This is a genomic window from Pandoraea horticolens (assembly GCF_902459555.1).
Lineage (GTDB): Bacteria > Pseudomonadota > Gammaproteobacteria > Burkholderiales > Burkholderiaceae > Pandoraea > Pandoraea horticolens.
The window spans coordinates 1-14,928 of the sequence record NZ_CABPSM010000022.1; the positions used below are offsets into that span (position 1 = coordinate 1).

General features: G+C 64.3%; 11 protein-coding genes and 1 pseudogene. 10 read left to right on the forward strand and 2 right to left on the reverse strand.

Going from position 1 to position 14,928, the window contains the following annotated elements:
* The 3 genes from PHO31112_RS27440 to PHO31112_RS27275 form a co-directional block, all read left to right on the forward strand.
* On the forward strand, nucleotides 1-266 hold a 266-nt coding region (locus PHO31112_RS27440; protein ID WP_217427070.1), incomplete at its 5' end, for a hypothetical protein.
* Nucleotides 267-713: 447 nt separating this feature from the next.
* Nucleotides 714-1,517: a MetQ/NlpA family ABC transporter substrate-binding protein gene (locus tag PHO31112_RS24030; protein WP_150623816.1), complete on the forward strand. Its 804-nt coding sequence runs from the start codon at nucleotides 714-716 to the stop codon at nucleotides 1,515-1,517.
* Nucleotides 1,518-1,681: 164 nt separating this feature from the next.
* Nucleotides 1,682-1,843 carry a hypothetical protein gene (locus PHO31112_RS27275; protein ID WP_174977107.1) on the forward strand — a complete coding sequence of 54 codons (162 nt, stop codon included), beginning with the start codon at nucleotides 1,682-1,684 and terminating at the stop codon, nucleotides 1,841-1,843.
* A 28-nt stretch (nucleotides 1,844-1,871) separates the two neighbouring features.
* On the opposite strand, the gene prpR is transcribed toward PHO31112_RS27275, so the two are convergent.
* A complete protein-coding gene (prpR, locus tag PHO31112_RS24035; RefSeq protein WP_343042792.1) occupies nucleotides 1,872-3,980 on the reverse strand; it encodes a propionate catabolism operon regulatory protein PrpR in 2,109 nt (702 codons plus the stop codon).
* 344 nt (nucleotides 3,981-4,324) lie between these two features.
* Between prpR and prpB the strand changes: the two genes are divergently transcribed.
* From prpB to PHO31112_RS28285, 6 genes and pseudogenes are all read left to right on the forward strand, one after another.
* Nucleotides 4,325-5,215, forward strand: a complete 891-nt coding sequence (prpB, locus tag PHO31112_RS24040) for a methylisocitrate lyase (RefSeq protein ID WP_010806244.1) — start codon at nucleotides 4,325-4,327, stop codon at nucleotides 5,213-5,215.
* Between the two features lie 28 nt (nucleotides 5,216-5,243).
* On the forward strand, nucleotides 5,244-6,395 hold the full coding sequence (gene prpC, locus PHO31112_RS24045; protein WP_150623818.1) for a bifunctional 2-methylcitrate synthase/citrate synthase: 1,152 nt from the start codon (nucleotides 5,244-5,246) through the stop codon (nucleotides 6,393-6,395).
* Nucleotides 6,396-6,542: 147 nt separating this feature from the next.
* Complete coding sequence (gene acnD / locus PHO31112_RS24050) at nucleotides 6,543-9,155, forward strand: Fe/S-dependent 2-methylisocitrate dehydratase AcnD (RefSeq protein ID WP_150623820.1); 2,613 nt, start codon at nucleotides 6,543-6,545, stop codon at nucleotides 9,153-9,155.
* An 11-nt stretch (nucleotides 9,156-9,166) separates the two neighbouring features.
* Complete coding sequence (gene prpF / locus PHO31112_RS24055) at nucleotides 9,167-10,357, forward strand: 2-methylaconitate cis-trans isomerase PrpF (RefSeq protein WP_150623822.1); 1,191 nt, start codon at nucleotides 9,167-9,169, stop codon at nucleotides 10,355-10,357.
* Between the two features lie 24 nt (nucleotides 10,358-10,381).
* Nucleotides 10,382-11,830, forward strand: a complete 1,449-nt coding sequence (locus PHO31112_RS24060) for a bifunctional 2-methylcitrate dehydratase/aconitate hydratase (RefSeq protein ID WP_150623824.1) — start codon at nucleotides 10,382-10,384, stop codon at nucleotides 11,828-11,830.
* 185 nt (nucleotides 11,831-12,015) lie between these two features.
* A pseudogene (locus PHO31112_RS28285) lies at nucleotides 12,016-12,608 on the forward strand (aminoglycoside phosphotransferase family protein).
* A 27-nt stretch (nucleotides 12,609-12,635) separates the two neighbouring features.
* Here PHO31112_RS28285 and PHO31112_RS24070 read toward each other — a convergent pair.
* The gene (locus tag PHO31112_RS24070) at nucleotides 12,636-13,787 is read right to left on the reverse strand and encodes a glycerate kinase (protein WP_150623826.1); all 1,152 of its coding nucleotides are present in this window, start codon (nucleotides 13,785-13,787) and stop codon (nucleotides 12,636-12,638) included.
* Between the two features lie 538 nt (nucleotides 13,788-14,325).
* Here PHO31112_RS24070 and PHO31112_RS24075 point away from each other — a divergent pair.
* Nucleotides 14,326-14,829 (forward strand): hypothetical protein, encoded by a 504-nt coding sequence (locus PHO31112_RS24075; protein ID WP_150623828.1) that lies wholly within the window; start codon nucleotides 14,326-14,328, stop codon nucleotides 14,827-14,829.
* Nucleotides 14,830-14,928 lie beyond the last annotated feature (99 nt).

Here is a 14,928-nt window from a genome sequence, read left to right on the forward strand (position 1 = left end):
TGGTCCCGGCGGTGGCCCGGGTGGTGGTCCCGGCGGTGGCCCGGGTGGTGGTCCCGGTGGCGGCCCCGGCGGTGGTCCCGGTGGTGGCCCCGGCGGTGGTCCCGGTGGTGGCCCCGGCGGAGGCGTTGGCGCCAGCAGCGGTGGGGGCGGTGGCGTTGGTGCTTCAGGCCCCGGCGGTCGCGGCATTGGTGGTTCAGCTGGTGGCAATGGGCTTGCAGCTTTCGGTGGCTCCAGCGGTTTCGGTGGCGGAGGGGGATGTTCAATGAACGGACAGAACGGCGAGGAGCCGTGCCCCTGAGCCAAGGGTGGACAGCCTGCACGTACTCGGCACAGCACGTGCAGGGTCTGTTCCGCAATTCAACGGTATAGCGAGTCTCACAGGTTAATCGTCGGTTCCTGATGCGACCGGCTGGCGGCGTAGCCGCCGGCCGTGCCTCCCCCCCGGCCCGTTATCAGGCTGTTCTCCCGGCGATACGCCCTCTCGGTGATCCGAGGGGGCTTTTTTTTGCGATTTGCCCCTGCCTATCGAAACGAACGGGAGATATGGAAATGCCGATTATGTATTTCGCGTAAACCCGCATCTATGGCAGCATCCGAGGTCTGGGTTGCGCGAGAGGCTAACGGCCACCCGCCACCGCCGCGGGCTCGTGAGGCCCGCTTGATACCGAACAGGCGCTCAACAGGCGCCAGATAAGCAAAAGGAGAAATCGCACATGCTGTCCCGTCAACTGATCAACGCGTTCCTCGGCGCCACGTTTGCGCTGGCATCCCTCGGCGCTGCGGCCCAGACGGCCGACAAGCCCCTGAAGGTCGGCACGATGGCCGGCTCGGACGCGCAGATCTTCGAAGTCGTGAAGAAGGTGGCGCATCAGCGCGGCCTCGAAATCAAGATCGTCGAGTTCAGTGACTACGCACAGCCGAATGCGGCACTCGACGCGGGCGATCTGGACGCCAATGGCTTCCAGCACAAGCCGTTCCTCGACAGTCAGATCAAGGACCGCGGTTACAAGATCGTGAGCGCCGGTCTCACGTACGTCTCGCCGCTGGGCTTCTACTCGAAGAAGTTCAAGTCGCTGGGGGATCTGCCGAGCGGCGCGAAGGTCGGTATCCAGAACGATCCGTCGAACGGCAACCGTGCTCTGCTTCTGCTGCAAAAGGAAGGCCTGATCAAGCTGCGCGCGGGGCTCGACGGCAAGAACGCCACGCCGCTGGACATCGCGGAGAACCCGAAGAAGCTGAAGATCGTGGAACTCGAAGCCGCACAACTGCCGCGCGCCTTGCCGGATCTGGCCGCGGCGTCGATCAATACGAACTTCGCTGCGCAAGCCGGTTTGGTGCCGCAACGTGACGCCATCGCCATTGAAGACCTGAAGGGGCCGTACGCCAACCTGATCGCCGTGCGCACGCAAGATGCGAACAAGCCGTGGGTCAAGCAACTGGTCGACGCCTATCACTCGGATGAAGTGAAGAAGTTCATCGAAACGCAGTTCAAGGGCGCGCTGATTGCAACGTGGTAAGCACTGAAGCCGCTTTCGATGCGCATTGCGCGCATCATTCGCAGTCAATGAAGAACCGGGGTTTCGACCCCGGTTTTTTTACGCCGTCGCCATAGAGAGTGGGATGCGGGCGTGAAAACGGTTGACTAGAATGGAAGCGTGTTCCCGACCGATAGGAGGCCGCCATGTCCATGCTCAACCTTTCGATGATGCTTGTGGCCCTGCTCGTCGGCTTCGCCATCGGCATGGCCGTCGATCATTTCTGGGTGACGCATCACGATGAGCCGTCCGAGCACAAGCGCCTGGACTGGCACGAGATGTGGGATCGTATCCGTCACCAGCATTGACGGCGGAGGTGCATCGGCTCGATGAGGCTCAGCCGCCGCTAGTGTCACGAAGTTTGCGCCAGAGCGTCGAGCGGCTGATGCCGAGCGCTTCGCAGGCGGCGTTGCGCTCGCCGCCGCACGCCGCCAGCGTAGCGTGAATGCGGGCGAGTTCCTCCGCTGCACGCCGGGCTCGGCCCGCCAGGGGCGGCGTTGTGCCGGCATCTGCCTCATCGACGCGAGTTTCGGGGGGGGAATCCCGACCCTCCATTTTTCGTCCGTTGTTCGCTTTTGAAACATCGGATGACGTTATTCCCAACTCTGGCGCAATTTCGATCAATCGCGCGCGGCCGATTTCCCGCGCATCGACGACGTCGGCGCACACGACCGCAATGCGCTCCAGCAGATTCTCCAATTCCCGCACATTCCCCGGCCAGCGATAGGTGGCCAGCAGCGGCAGCAGCGATGCTTGTAGCGCGTCGACGCTCATGCGCGCCCCGGCGCGAGCGAGCGCCCGTTCGAGAAAGAGGGGCGTGAGGCGCGGCAGGTCGTCCATGCGCTCGCGCAGCGGCGGCAACACCATGCGCAGAATGTTGAGCCGGTAGTAAAGGTCTTCGCGGAACAGTCCGGCGACAACTTGCTGCCGAAGATCGCGGTGCGTGGCGGCAATCACGCGCACGTCGCACGGCACGGGTTCGGTCGCGCCAAGACGCAGCACTTCACGTTCCTGCAAGACCCGCAACAGACGTGTTTGCAGCGGCATGGGCATCTCGCCGATTTCGTCCAGGAAGATGGTGCCGTTGTGCGCTGTCTCGAACAGACCCGCCTTGCCGCCGCGCCGGGCGCCGGAGAATGCGCCGTCTTCATAGCCGAACAGTTCGCTTTCGAGCAGCGTCTCGGGAAATGCGGCGCAGTTGATGGCGACGAACGGGTAATCGCGCCGCCGGCTGGCGTTGTGAATGCCCTGCGCAAGCAGTTCCTTGCCGGTGCCGCTCTCGCCGTGGACGAGCACGGTCGAATCGGTCTGTGCGTAGCGGCGTGCCAGCGCGCGCACCTGCGTCATCGCTGCCGAGTCGCCGATCAGGTCGTCGAGGCGGTAGCGCGCCACGAGATGCCGGGGGCGATGACGCGAGCGCAGCGAACGATCCACGCGCGCGAACGACTGCGAGTCCTGGCAGGTGAGCAGCGCACCCGTTAGCGTGCCCTGATCGAGCAGCGGAATGCGGTTGACGACCCACGTCTTGCCCGCCATCGAGACAATGGCCTCGAGTTCCGCGCTCGCGCTCTCCAGCGTACGGGCAATGTCGAGCGCAGGTGCAATGGCATCGAGCGGACGGCCGACGGCGTCGGCGACGGTTACGCCGAGCATGCCTGCCATCGACGCATTGATGGCTTCGATGCGTCCGTTCAGATCGACCGCCGCCACGCCTTCGTGCAAATGCCGCAGCACGGTGTCGAGCCGCTCGCGCCGCTGAGCTTCGATACGCCCGAAGCGCGCAACTTCGAGGGCGGTATCGAACGCGGCGCGTACTGAATCCTGCGAGTAGAGAAAAACGCCAGTGAGTCCGGCGCGCTCGGCCAACTCTGTCACAAGGCCGGGGCCGACGATGACTTCCGCGCCTTCGTCGCGCAGCCGATGCACGAGGTCTTCGGCGTCGTGGGCATCGAAATAGGCGTGCTGCGCGATGTCGAGGTGAAAGGCGCTCTTGAAGCGCTCGAACTCGGGCGCAGGCCGCGCGTAGGACACGAGCGCAATACGCGAGGCAGGCGAGGCGGGCGGGGGTGGGGGCAGGGCACGACGTGCCCTTGCCAGCGCGTGCATCACGTCGAAGCCGGTGACTTTCACCAGCACCACGGGCAGGGCGACGCGCTCGCGCAGAAATGCGCCGTTCGATCCGGCCGCAACGATGCCGTCTACGCTGCCGGCGGGCAAGCGCTCCAATGCCTCGATGACCGCTTCGTAGCCCTTGTCGATGATCTGCACATCGGCTTGCGCAGCGTAGTCGGGCACGATGTCGCGGTACAGCTCGCCGAGCTTGCTGATACCCACCGCCCAGATCACCGGCTTGCGCATGGCGGCCACGGGTTGCGCGAACCCCACACGGGCGCCGCTCGCGGCGGAAGCCGGCAGACGGGGTGGCAAATCGGCGGCGTTGGGCATGACGTAACTCATCGACAATCTTGCGGCGGTGGACTGCTGAGGCCGCAGGGAAAAGATAGCGTATCGTAGCATGATGCGACGTTTTGTTTCATAGTTTGTTTCAAAATGAAACATAATGCGACATGAGCGAAACGCATCAAGCGACAATCGGCTTGACGTAAACGTCACTTCCGCGAAGAATTTCTGCTGACAAATGAACGCGTTAGGTGCGCGACGACGATTACGGCGCGCGCACCGGTGCTCCGCTGGCACGACCATTGCTATAGAAGTGGCCATAACTCAACCCAAGTGCGATTCGGCGGCGTCAGGCTGCCAGTCGCGCACGACACGACCGAGGGACTCAAGTGACGCAAACCATTCGTTCGGCCGGCGCCGCCTTCCGCGAGGCCGTCAAGACCGAGCAACCGTTGCAGGTTGTCGGCGCTATCAATGCCAACCACGCTTTGCTTGCCAAGGCGGCCGGTTTCAAGGCGATCTATCTGTCCGGCGGCGGTGTGGCGGCGGGCTCGCTCGGCCTGCCCGATCTGGGTATCTCCACGCTCGACGACGTGCTGACCGACGTGCGCCGTATCACCGATGTCTGCGATCTGCCGTTGCTGGTCGACGTCGATACCGGCTTCGGTCCGTCGGCGTTCAACATCGCGCGTACGGTGCAGTCGCTCATCAAGTTCGGCGCAGGCGCCATGCACATCGAGGATCAGGTCGGCGCGAAGCGTTGCGGGCATCGCCCCGGCAAGGCCATCGTGAGCCAGCAGGAGATGGTCGACCGTATCAAGGCGGCAGTCGATGCCCGCACCGACGAGAGCTTCGTCATCATGGCGCGCACCGACGCGCTGGCCGTAGAGGGACTTCAGGCCGCCATCGATCGCGCCTGTGCGTGCGTTGAAGCGGGCGCCGACATGATTTTCCCGGAAGCGATGACCGAGTTGCCGATGTACCGCCAGTTCTCCGACGCGGTGAAGGTGCCGGTGCTCGCGAACATCACCGAGTTCGGCTCGACGCCGCTGTTCACCGTGGAAGAGTTGAAGAGTGCACAGGTCGGTCTGGTGCTGTACCCGCTCTCGGCATTCCGCGCCATGAACAAGGCGGCGGAGAATGTCTATCACACGATTCGTCGCGACGGCACGCAAAAGGCCGCACTCGACACCATGCAAACGCGCGCCGAACTCTATGAGAGCATCGGCTACCACGCTTACGAACAGAAGCTCGACGCTTTGTTCGCCCAACAGAAATAACCGAATACCTGATCCTGGAGGAAAGAGCATGAGCGAGACGACTGCCACTGGCTTCAAACCGAAGAAATCCGTTGCCCTGTCGGGGGTAACCGCCGGCAATACCGCCCTGTGTACCGTGGGCCGTTCGGGTAACGATCTGCACTATCGCGGCTACGACATTCTGGATCTGGCCCAGACCTCGGAGTTCGAGGAAATTGCGTATCTGCTGGTGTACGGCAAGTTGCCGACCGTGGCGGAGCTGCGCGGCTACAAGGCCAAGCTGAAGTCGCTGCGCGGCTTGCCGGCTGCCGTCAAGGACGCCCTCGAAACCGTCCCCGCCGCCGCACACCCGATGGATGTGATGCGCACGGGCGTCTCGGTGCTCGGCACCGTGCTGCCGGAGAAGGACGACCACAACGTGCCGGGCGCACGCGACATCGCCGATCGGCTGATGGCCAGCCTCGGTTCGATGCTGCTGTACTGGTACCACTACAGTCAGAACGGCGTGCGCATCGATGTCGAGACGGACGACGACAGCATCGGCGGTCACTTCCTGCATCTGCTGCACGGCGAAAAGCCGTCGGATCTGTGGGTGCGGGCGATGCACACCTCGCTGATCCTGTACGCGGAGCACGAGTTCAATGCGTCCACGTTCACGGCGCGCGTGATCGCGGGCACGGGCTCGGATATTCACTCGGCGATCACCGGCGCCATCGGCGCGCTGCGCGGCCCGAAGCACGGCGGCGCGAACGAAGTGGCTTTCGAGATTCAGAAGCGCTACGACTCGCCCGACGAAGCCGAGGCCGATATCCGTAACCGCGTCGAGAACAAGGAAGTGATCATCGGCTTCGGTCACCCGGTCTACACCGTGAGCGATCCGCGCAACAAGGTCATCAAGGAAGTGGCGCACGAACTGTCGAGCGATCAGCAGAACACGAAGATGTACGACATTGCCGAGCGTCTGGAATCGGTGATGTGGGACGTCAAGAAGATGTTCCCGAATCTGGACTGGTTCAGCGCCGTGAGCTACCACATGATGGGCGTGCCGACCGCGATGTTCACGCCGTTGTTCGTGATTGCGCGCACGTCGGGCTGGAGCGCACATATCATCGAGCAGCGCATCGACAACAAGATCATTCGTCCGAGCGCCAACTACACGGGGCCGGAAGATCAGCAGTTCGTGCCGATCGAAAAGCGCTGAGATTGCCCGACCGGGCATGCCTTGCCCGCACGGCCTGGGGCGGTGGTGACAGGATCTGCGCCACCGCTCCGCACGGGCATCCCGGACATCCACCATGCAGGCACATCGTTTGAACACCGCCACAGGCCGGGCCGACACTTTCCTCACATGATGAACACCGAATACCGCAAAACGCTGCCCGGGACGTCGCTCGATTACTTCGACGCCCGCGCTGCCGTCGAGGCCATTGCGCCGGGCGCTTACGACATGCTGCCCTACACGTCGCGCGTGCTGGCCGAAAACCTCGTGCGCCGTTGCGATCCCGCGGCGCTTACCGATTCGCTCAAGCAACTCATCGAGCGACGCCGCGATCTCGATTTCCCCTGGTTCCCTGCGCGCGTGGTGTGTCACGACATTCTCGGCCAGACCGCGCTCGTCGATCTCGCCGGTCTTCGTGACGCGATTGCCGCACAAGGCGGCGATCCGGCGCTAGTCAATCCGGTGGTGCCCACGCAACTCGTCGTCGATCACTCGCTGGCGGTCGAATGCGGCGGCTTCGATCCGGACGCGTTCGCGAAGAACCGTGCCATTGAAGACCGTCGCAACGAAGACCGTTTCGACTTCATCAACTGGACGAAGCGCGCGTTTCGCAACGTCGACGTGATTCCCCCAGGCAACGGCATTCTTCACCAGATCAACCTGGAGCGCATGAGCCCGGTGATTCAGGTGACGGACGGCGTGGCGTACCCCGACACCCTCGTGGGCACCGACTCGCATACGCCGATGGTCGATGCGCTGGGCGTGATCGCCATCGGCGTGGGCGGTCTGGAAGCGGAGAGCGTGATGCTCGGGCGCGCGTCGTGGATGCGTTTGCCGGATATTGTCGGCGTGGAACTGACGGGCAAGCCGCAGCCGGGCATTACGGCGACCGATATCGTGCTGGCGCTGACCGAATTCCTGCGCAAGGAAAAGGTGGTGTCCGCTTACCTCGAGTTTTACGGCGAGGGCGCCGCCAACCTCACGCTGGGCGACCGCGCGACGATCTCGAACATGGCGCCCGAGTTCGGCGCCACGGCGGCGATGTTCTACATCGATGCACAAACGATCAAATACCTGAAGCTCACCGGCCGCGACGACGCTCTCGTCGCATTGGTCGAGACCTACGCAAAGCAAGCGGGTCTGTGGGCCGACAGCCTGACGAAGGCACGGTACGAGCGCGTGCTCACGTTCGATCTGTCGAGTGTTGTGCGCAATATCGCCGGCCCGTCGAATCCGCACAAGCGCGTGCCGACGAGCGAGCTGGCCGCACGCGGCATCAGCGGTAAAGTCGAGAACGAACCGGGCCTGATGCCCGACGGTGCGGTCATCATCGCGGCAATCACGAGCTGCACGAACACGAACAACCCGCGCAATATGATTGCCGCCGGGCTGTTCGCACGCAACGCCAATCGCGCGGGCCTCGTGCGCAAGCCTTGGGTCAAGAGTTCGCTGGCGCCCGGCTCGAAGGCTGTCACGCTGTATCTGGAAGCCGCCGGGCTGCTGCCGGAACTGGAATCGCTCGGCTTCGGCGTCGTCGCCTACGCCTGCACGTCGTGCAACGGCATGTCGGGTGCGCTCGACCCGATGATCCAGCAGGAAATCATCGAGCGCGATCTGTATGCCACGGCTGTGCTCTCGGGCAACCGCAACTTCGATGGCCGGATTCATCCGTATGCGAAGCAGGCGTTTCTCGCGTCGCCGCCGCTGGTGGTGGCTTACGCCATTGCCGGGACGATCCGCTTCGACATCGAAAAGGATGTGCTGGGTGTCGATGCCGACGGCAAGCCCGTGAGACTTGCAGACCTGTGGCCGAGCGACGAGGAAATCGACGCGATCATCGCGAGCAGCGTCAAGCCGGAACAATTCCGCCGTGTGTACGAGCCGATGTTCGCTGCCTCCGTCGAGCATGGCGAGCCGGCCGAGCCGCTGTACGACTGGCGCGAGATGAGTACCTACATCCGCCGTCCGCCCTATTGGGAAGGAGCGCTGGCCGGTGAGCGCACGCTGCGCGGCATGCGTGCACTGGCGGTGCTGGGCGATAACATCACGACCGATCACCTCTCGCCGTCGAACGCGATCATGGCCGACAGCGCAGCCGGCGAGTACCTCGCGAAGATGGGGTTGCCGGAAGAGGACTTTAATTCGTACGCCACGCATCGGGGCGATCACCTGACGGCGCAGCGCGCCACGTTCGCCAACCCGACGCTCAAGAACGAGATGGTCGTGGTCGACGGGCAGGTCAAGGCGGGGTCGCTCGCGCGCATCGAGCCGGAAGGCAAGATCACGCGCATGTGGGAAGCGATAGAGACGTATATGACGCGCAAGCAGCCGCTCATCGTGATTGCCGGGGCCGATTACGGTCAGGGGTCGTCGCGCGACTGGGCGGCCAAGGGCGTGCGTCTGGCGGGCACCGAGGCGATCGTCGCCGAAGGCTTCGAGCGCATTCACCGCACCAATCTGGTCGGCATGGGGGTGTTGCCGCTCGAGTTCAAACCGGGCACGAACCGCAAGACCCTGGGCATCGACGGCAGCGAAACGTTCGACGTGATCGGTGAGCGCACGCCGCGCGCGGATCTCACGCTGGTCATTCACCGCCAGAAGAAGGACGGAAGCAGCGAACGTGTGGAGGTGCCGGTGACTTGCCGTCTGGATACCGCTGAAGAAGTGTCGATCTACGAGGCGGGCGGAGTGCTGCAGCGCTTCGCGCAGGACTTTCTGGAATCGTCGCAGGCGGCCGCCTGAGGAGAGATGTGATGGCGCATCAGCCACAAATCCGCATTCCCGCCACCTATATGCGTGGCGGCACCAGCAAGGGCGTGTTCTTTCGCCTTCAGGACTTGCCCGACGCCGCACAGGTGCCGGGCGCGGCGCGCGACGCGCTGCTCATGCGTGTGATCGGCAGCCCGGACCCGTATGGCAAGCAGATCGACGGCATGGGCGGGGCCACGTCGAGCACGAGCAAGACGGTCATCGTCGCGAAAAGCGAGCGGCCGGGGCACGATGTGGACTACCTGTTCGGTCAGGTGTCGATCGACCAGAAGTTCGTCGACTGGAGCGGCAATTGCGGCAATCTGTCGGCGGCCGTCGGCCCGTTCGCGATCAGCGGCGCACTGGTCGATCCGGCGCGGGTGCCGCGCGATGGCGTGGCCGTCGTGCGTATCTGGCAGGCCAACATCGGCAAGACGATCATCGCGCACGTGCCGATGACGAACGGTGCGGTGCAGGAGACGGGGGATTTCGAACTCGACGGCGTGACGTTCCCGGCGGCCGAAGTGCAACTCGAATTCCTCGATCCGGCCGCCGAGGAAGACGGTGAGGGCGGTGCCATGTTCCCGACCGGCAATCTCGTCGACGATCTCGAAGTGCCCGGCGTAGGCACTTTCAAGGCGACGATGATCAACGCCGGCATTCCGACCATTTTCCTCAATGCCGAAGACATCGGCTATCGGGGCACGGAGTTGCAGGACGCGATCAACAGCGATCCGAAGGCGCTTGCGATGTTCGAGACCATTCGCGCGCACGGCGCGATCCGTATGGGGTTGATCAAGGACGTGTCCGAAGCGGCAACGCGTCAGCACACGCCGAAGGTCGCGTTCGTCGCGAAGCCGGCCGGTTATACGGCATCGAGCGGTAAGGCCGTGAATGCCGGCGACATCGATCTGCTGGTGCGTGCCCTGTCGATGGGCAAGCTGCATCATGCGATGATGGGCACGGCGGCGGTCTGCATCGGTGCGGCGGCGGCAATTCCGGGTACGCTGGTCAATCTGGCCGCCGGTGGCGGCGCGCGTAGCGCGGTGCGCTTCGGGCATCCCTCGGGCACCCTGCGCGTGGGCGCGGAAGCGAAGCAGGAGGGCGGCGAGTGGACGGTCACCAAGGCCATCATGAGCCGTAGCGCCCGGGTGTTGATGGACGGCTGGGTGCGTATTCCCGGAGACGTGTTTTGACAACGTAATGACAGGAGGTAATCGATGTCTGCCGGTATCTCGAACGTGCGTCCTTCGCCCGACAAGGTTCTCGCGGACATTGTCGATTACGTCCTGACCTATGAGATCCGCAGCGATCTCGCCTTCGACACCGCCCGAAACTGCCTGATCGATACGCTCGGGTGCGGTTTCGAAGCATTGTCCTATCCGGCCTGCACCAAGCTGTTGGGCCCCATTGTGCCGGGTACGGTGGTGCCGAACGGGGCGAAAGTCCCCGGCACGCCGTATCAACTCGATCCGGTGCAGGCGGCGTTCAGTCTGGGCGCCATGATTCGCTGGCTCGACTTCAACGACACCTGGCTGGCCGCCGAATGGGGGCACCCGTCCGACAATCTCGGCGGCATTCTCATGACGGCCGATTGGCTCTCGCGCACCGCGGTGGCGCAGGGTCAGCCGCCGTTGACGATGCGTCATGTGCTTGCCGCCATGATCAAGGCGCACGAGATTCAGGGCTGCCTGGCGCTGGAGAACTCGTTCAATCAGGTCGGCCTCGATCACGTCGTGCTGGTGAAAGTGGCGTCGACGGCGGTCGTCGGCGAAATGCTCGGACTCTCGCGCGACGAACTGATCAACGCGCTTTCGCTCGCGTTCGTCGACGGGCAGAGTCTGCGCACGTATCGTCAGGCCCCTAACACCGGTAGCCGCAAGTCGTGGGCCGCGGGCGATGCGACGAGCCGCGCCGTACGGCTCGCGCTGATGGCGCGCACCGGCGAGATGGGCTATCCGTCGGTGCTCACCGCCAAGACCTGGGGCTTCTACGACGTGCTGTTCAAGGGCAAGCCGTTCGCATTTCAGCGCCCCTATGGTTCGTATGTGATGGAGAACGTGCTGTTCAAAATTTCCTTCCCGGCCGAGTTTCACGCGCAGACGGCCGCCGAGGCGGCAATGACACTTCACAGCCAGTTGCAGGCGATGGGGCGCAGCGCGCAGGACATTCGCTCGGTCAGAATCCGCACGCATGCGGCCGCGATTCGCATCATCGACAAGCAGGGGCCGCTCGCCAATCCGGCCGACCGCGATCACTGTATTCAGTACATGGTGGCGGTGCCGTTGCTATTCGGGCGTCTGACGGCGGCCGACTACGAGGATGCGGTCGCCGCCGATCCTCGTATCGATGCGTTGCGCGCGAATATCGTCTGCGAGGAAGACCCGCAGTTCACCCGCGACTATCACGATCCCGACAAGCGTTCGATTGCCAACGGGCTGAGCGTCACGCTGACCGACGGCACCACGCTCGGCGAAGTGCTGGTCGAATACCCGATCGGCCACATGCGCCGCCGTGCCGAGGGGATTCCGCTGCTCGTGGAGAAGTTCAAGACGAATCTGGCGCGCCGCTTCGCTGCCCGCGCACAAGCGCGCGTCCTCGACATCGCGCTCGATCAGCAACGCTTGGAGGCGATGCCGGTGCACCAGTTCGTGGATCTGATGGTGTGACGTGTTGTTCACGAATCTTGTCGCGCGAGTGCTCGAAGCGAGGCGAGCAGGCGCGCTACCCGAAGCGCTCGCGCGACTCGACAGCGACATCACGGTCGTGCCGGCGATAATCGCCATTGTGACGACCTTGTCCCACCGCGGTTGCGGGCGCAAATTTCCTCCGGTGCTTGCTGATGGGGCTTGATATGTTCGAACCTTACCTCCTGCGATGGAACCTCACGCGTGATGGGGAGGCGTTTGCATCCCTCGCTGGCCATCTTCTGCCTGTGCGTCAGGCAGGCACGCAGGCCATTCTCAAGATCTCGAATGAACGTGAAGAAATTGCGGGCGCGAATGTCATGGCATGGTGGCATGGCGACGGCGCTGCGCCGGTGCTGGCGCATGAGGGCGGAGCCTTGCTGATGCCGCGCGCGCGTTGCTTAGTACGCCGCGTGACGAGGTTGTGCTGCACGGTGATATTCACCACGCCAACGTGCTCGACTTTGGCGACCGGGGTTGGCTCGCCATCGATCCGAAGGGGCTCTACGGCGAGCGCGGCTTCGACTACGCGAATCTTTTCTGCAATCCGGACGGCGAAACGGCACTCACTCCCGGTGTCTTTGTGCGGCGCGTCGACATCGTGACGCACGCCGCAGCGCTCGACCGTCAACGGCTGTTGCAGTGGGTGCTGGCGTGGGCGGGGTTGTCTGCTGTTTGGCGCATGGAGGACGGCGACGATGCCCAGAGCGCGTTAGACGTGGCGCGACTGGCGGCCGCCACGCTCGGCATCGTCGAATGACGCGAGTGCACGGATGACGTGCGCGGCTCAGCCCTTGTGGGTATAGCGCAGGCGAGTCATTTGTTCCGCGCTGTCGGCCAGCAGACCCGCCGCGTCGGCAATCGCCTTCTCCAGCGTAGTGGGGCCGAACGTCAGCGAGAAGCATCCGGAGAACACGCGCGAGAGACTTTCCAGCGCGCTGCGATCGATCGCGCCTGAGAGCAGCGACGCCGTCGCCCCTGCCTTGATCGCCATCTGGGCGGCAATCATCGGCGTCTTGCCCGAAAGCGTCTGCCCGTCGCTGCGGCCTTCGCCGGTAACGAGCCAGTCGGCGCCTTCCACCGCTTGCGGCAGTCCAACGCGCTCGGCCACCACTTCCGCGCCGGAGCGGAACTGCGCCCCGAGCAAATGCAGCGCGAAGCCCAGACCGCCTGCCGCACCAGCACCGGCACGGCTGGCCGCCTCGTTGGCACTGAACGCACGATGGGCATGCCCGGCGAAATGAGCGATGGCACGGTCGAGCGGTTCGACCTGTGATTCGCTCACGCCCTTTTGCGGCCCGAAGATCGCCGTCGCGCCTTGCGGGCCGTTGAGCGGATTGTTCACGTCGGACATGGCGATCAGTTCGCAGTCCTTCAGACGGCCATCGAGCCCGTTCAGGTCGATCGATGCGACGCGATGCAGCGCCGCAGGCACTGGCTGGACGGCTTCGCCAGATTCATCGAGCAAGCGCGCACCGAGACCGACGAGCAGACCTGCGCCGCCGTCGTTCGTACTGCTGCCGCCCAGGCCGATGAGCACACGGCGCGCGCCGGTATCGAGCAGGGCGCGCAACAGTTCGCCGAGGCCGACCGTCGAGCGCTCGGCCACCGGCGTCTGCATGCCGACGGGGTCGGTAATGCTCACCACGTTGGCGCTTTCCAGCACGCCGGTGCCGTCGGGCATGATGCCGTACTCGGCGGTGACCGATGCCTGACCCGCACCGCGCACCGACAGCGGCACTCGTCGACCGCCTGCGGAGAGCAGGGCGTCGAGCGTGCCTTCGCCGCCGTCGGCCATCGGACGCAACCGCAATTCGGCTTGCGGCAGCGCGCGGGCGATGCCGGACGCGATGGCGCGCGCGACTTCCGGGGCACTCAGTGAACCTTTGAACGAATCGGGGGCGATGACGATGATCGGGGCTTGCGCATTGCTGGACATGGAAATCGGGACAGTCGCAAAAGTGGATACGGGTTGGCTGGGTTCACATGCGCCACGTGTGACTATCGGTCCGCTTGTTGTCCTCGCTTATGGCGTACCGGCCGGATGGTTGCTCCAGGGCTCGGTGGGCGGGGTGGCACGTCGGCTCGCAGCAGGGTCGGGCGCGAGGCGGTGCGGCGCAGTGTGACAGAAACCTGCAATATACGCGATTCGGGCCAGCGCGCATTGCGCGAATTGCCATGCTATGAATAACACGAGTAAGATGAGCGCCAACTGGCGGTATGTCGCCCGATAAGCCGTGTGGCCCGCAATGCAAGGCGCGGGGCGTGCGAGGGGGCGGCATTACCAGAGCAGACCGAACAATACGGCGCGAGTTGTGGCCTGACACGGGCGCAAAAGACATTGCGTGGCCAGCAGCCCACCAGTGATAGGGCGCCGGGACCAGATACCAAGCTGTCGTCACGACGATGCCCGGCTTGCCGCAGCGGCTGGAAGACATGGCGCGTGCGACGGCCACTAGCAAGTGTGGAGCGGGGGCATGAACCGGGGAAAAGACAGGAATTCCGGCACGACGCGTGCGGCGCGGCGCGGTGCTACGGGGGCGGTTGCCGCAGCGAGTGTGACGCTCGCTGTGTTGCTGGCCGCTTGCGCGCAGACGCCGCCCGCCGCGTCGTGCAACGATCCGCCTGTGGGCAGCGTCGCCGACGTTGCACCGGAAAATGTAAAAGTCGAGACGTTGCCTGCCTATCGCGATACGGTCGACGACGCGCGCAGTAACGGTGCCGTATGGCAAGGTTCCTCGAAGAAGGCGTTTGCCAGCGTGAGCGCCTGCACGGCGCGTCTCTGGAAGAAGCAACTGCCTTATGCCCGCCTGCAACGGCAGAATGCCGGCACCGGTCAGACACTCCAGCTCTCCTCGCAAGACGACGGCATTCTCGCCATTCTCGATCTCGCACCGCAAAAGCCGGGCAGCCAGGGTTCGCTCTATCTCGGGTCGACCGGCCCGCAGTCGCTTGCCGACGCCGTGCGTCAGTGTCTCTGAGCATCGTGCGACGCGGATAACGGCCGCAGTGTCATGCCGCTGTCACGGCGGCGTCATATAACGGCGGGGTATCATGACGGCGAACGTGCCGCCGGCCGG

Bases quoted from the DNA above. Each gene is read 5' to 3' on its own strand.
- PHO31112_RS24030 (WP_150623816.1), top strand. From the start codon at position 714: ATGCTGTCCCGTCAACTGATCAACGCGTTCCTCGGCGCCACGTTTGCG.
- PHO31112_RS27275 (WP_174977107.1), top strand. From the start codon at position 1,682: ATGTCCATGCTCAACCTTTCGATGATGCTTGTGGCCCTGCTCGTCGGC.
- prpR (WP_343042792.1), bottom strand. From the start codon at position 3,980: ATGCCCAACGCCGCCGATTTGCCACCCCGTCTGCCGGCTTCCGCCGCG.
- prpC (WP_150623818.1), top strand. From the start codon at position 5,244: ATGAGCGAGACGACTGCCACTGGCTTCAAACCGAAGAAATCCGTTGCC.
- acnD (WP_150623820.1), top strand. From the start codon at position 6,543: ATGATGAACACCGAATACCGCAAAACGCTGCCCGGGACGTCGCTCGAT.
- prpF (WP_150623822.1), top strand. From the start codon at position 9,167: ATGGCGCATCAGCCACAAATCCGCATTCCCGCCACCTATATGCGTGGC.
- PHO31112_RS24060 (WP_150623824.1), top strand. From the start codon at position 10,382: ATGTCTGCCGGTATCTCGAACGTGCGTCCTTCGCCCGACAAGGTTCTC.
- PHO31112_RS24070 (WP_150623826.1), bottom strand. From the start codon at position 13,787: ATGTCCAGCAATGCGCAAGCCCCGATCATCGTCATCGCCCCCGATTCG.
- PHO31112_RS24075 (WP_150623828.1), top strand. From the start codon at position 14,326: ATGAACCGGGGAAAAGACAGGAATTCCGGCACGACGCGTGCGGCGCGG.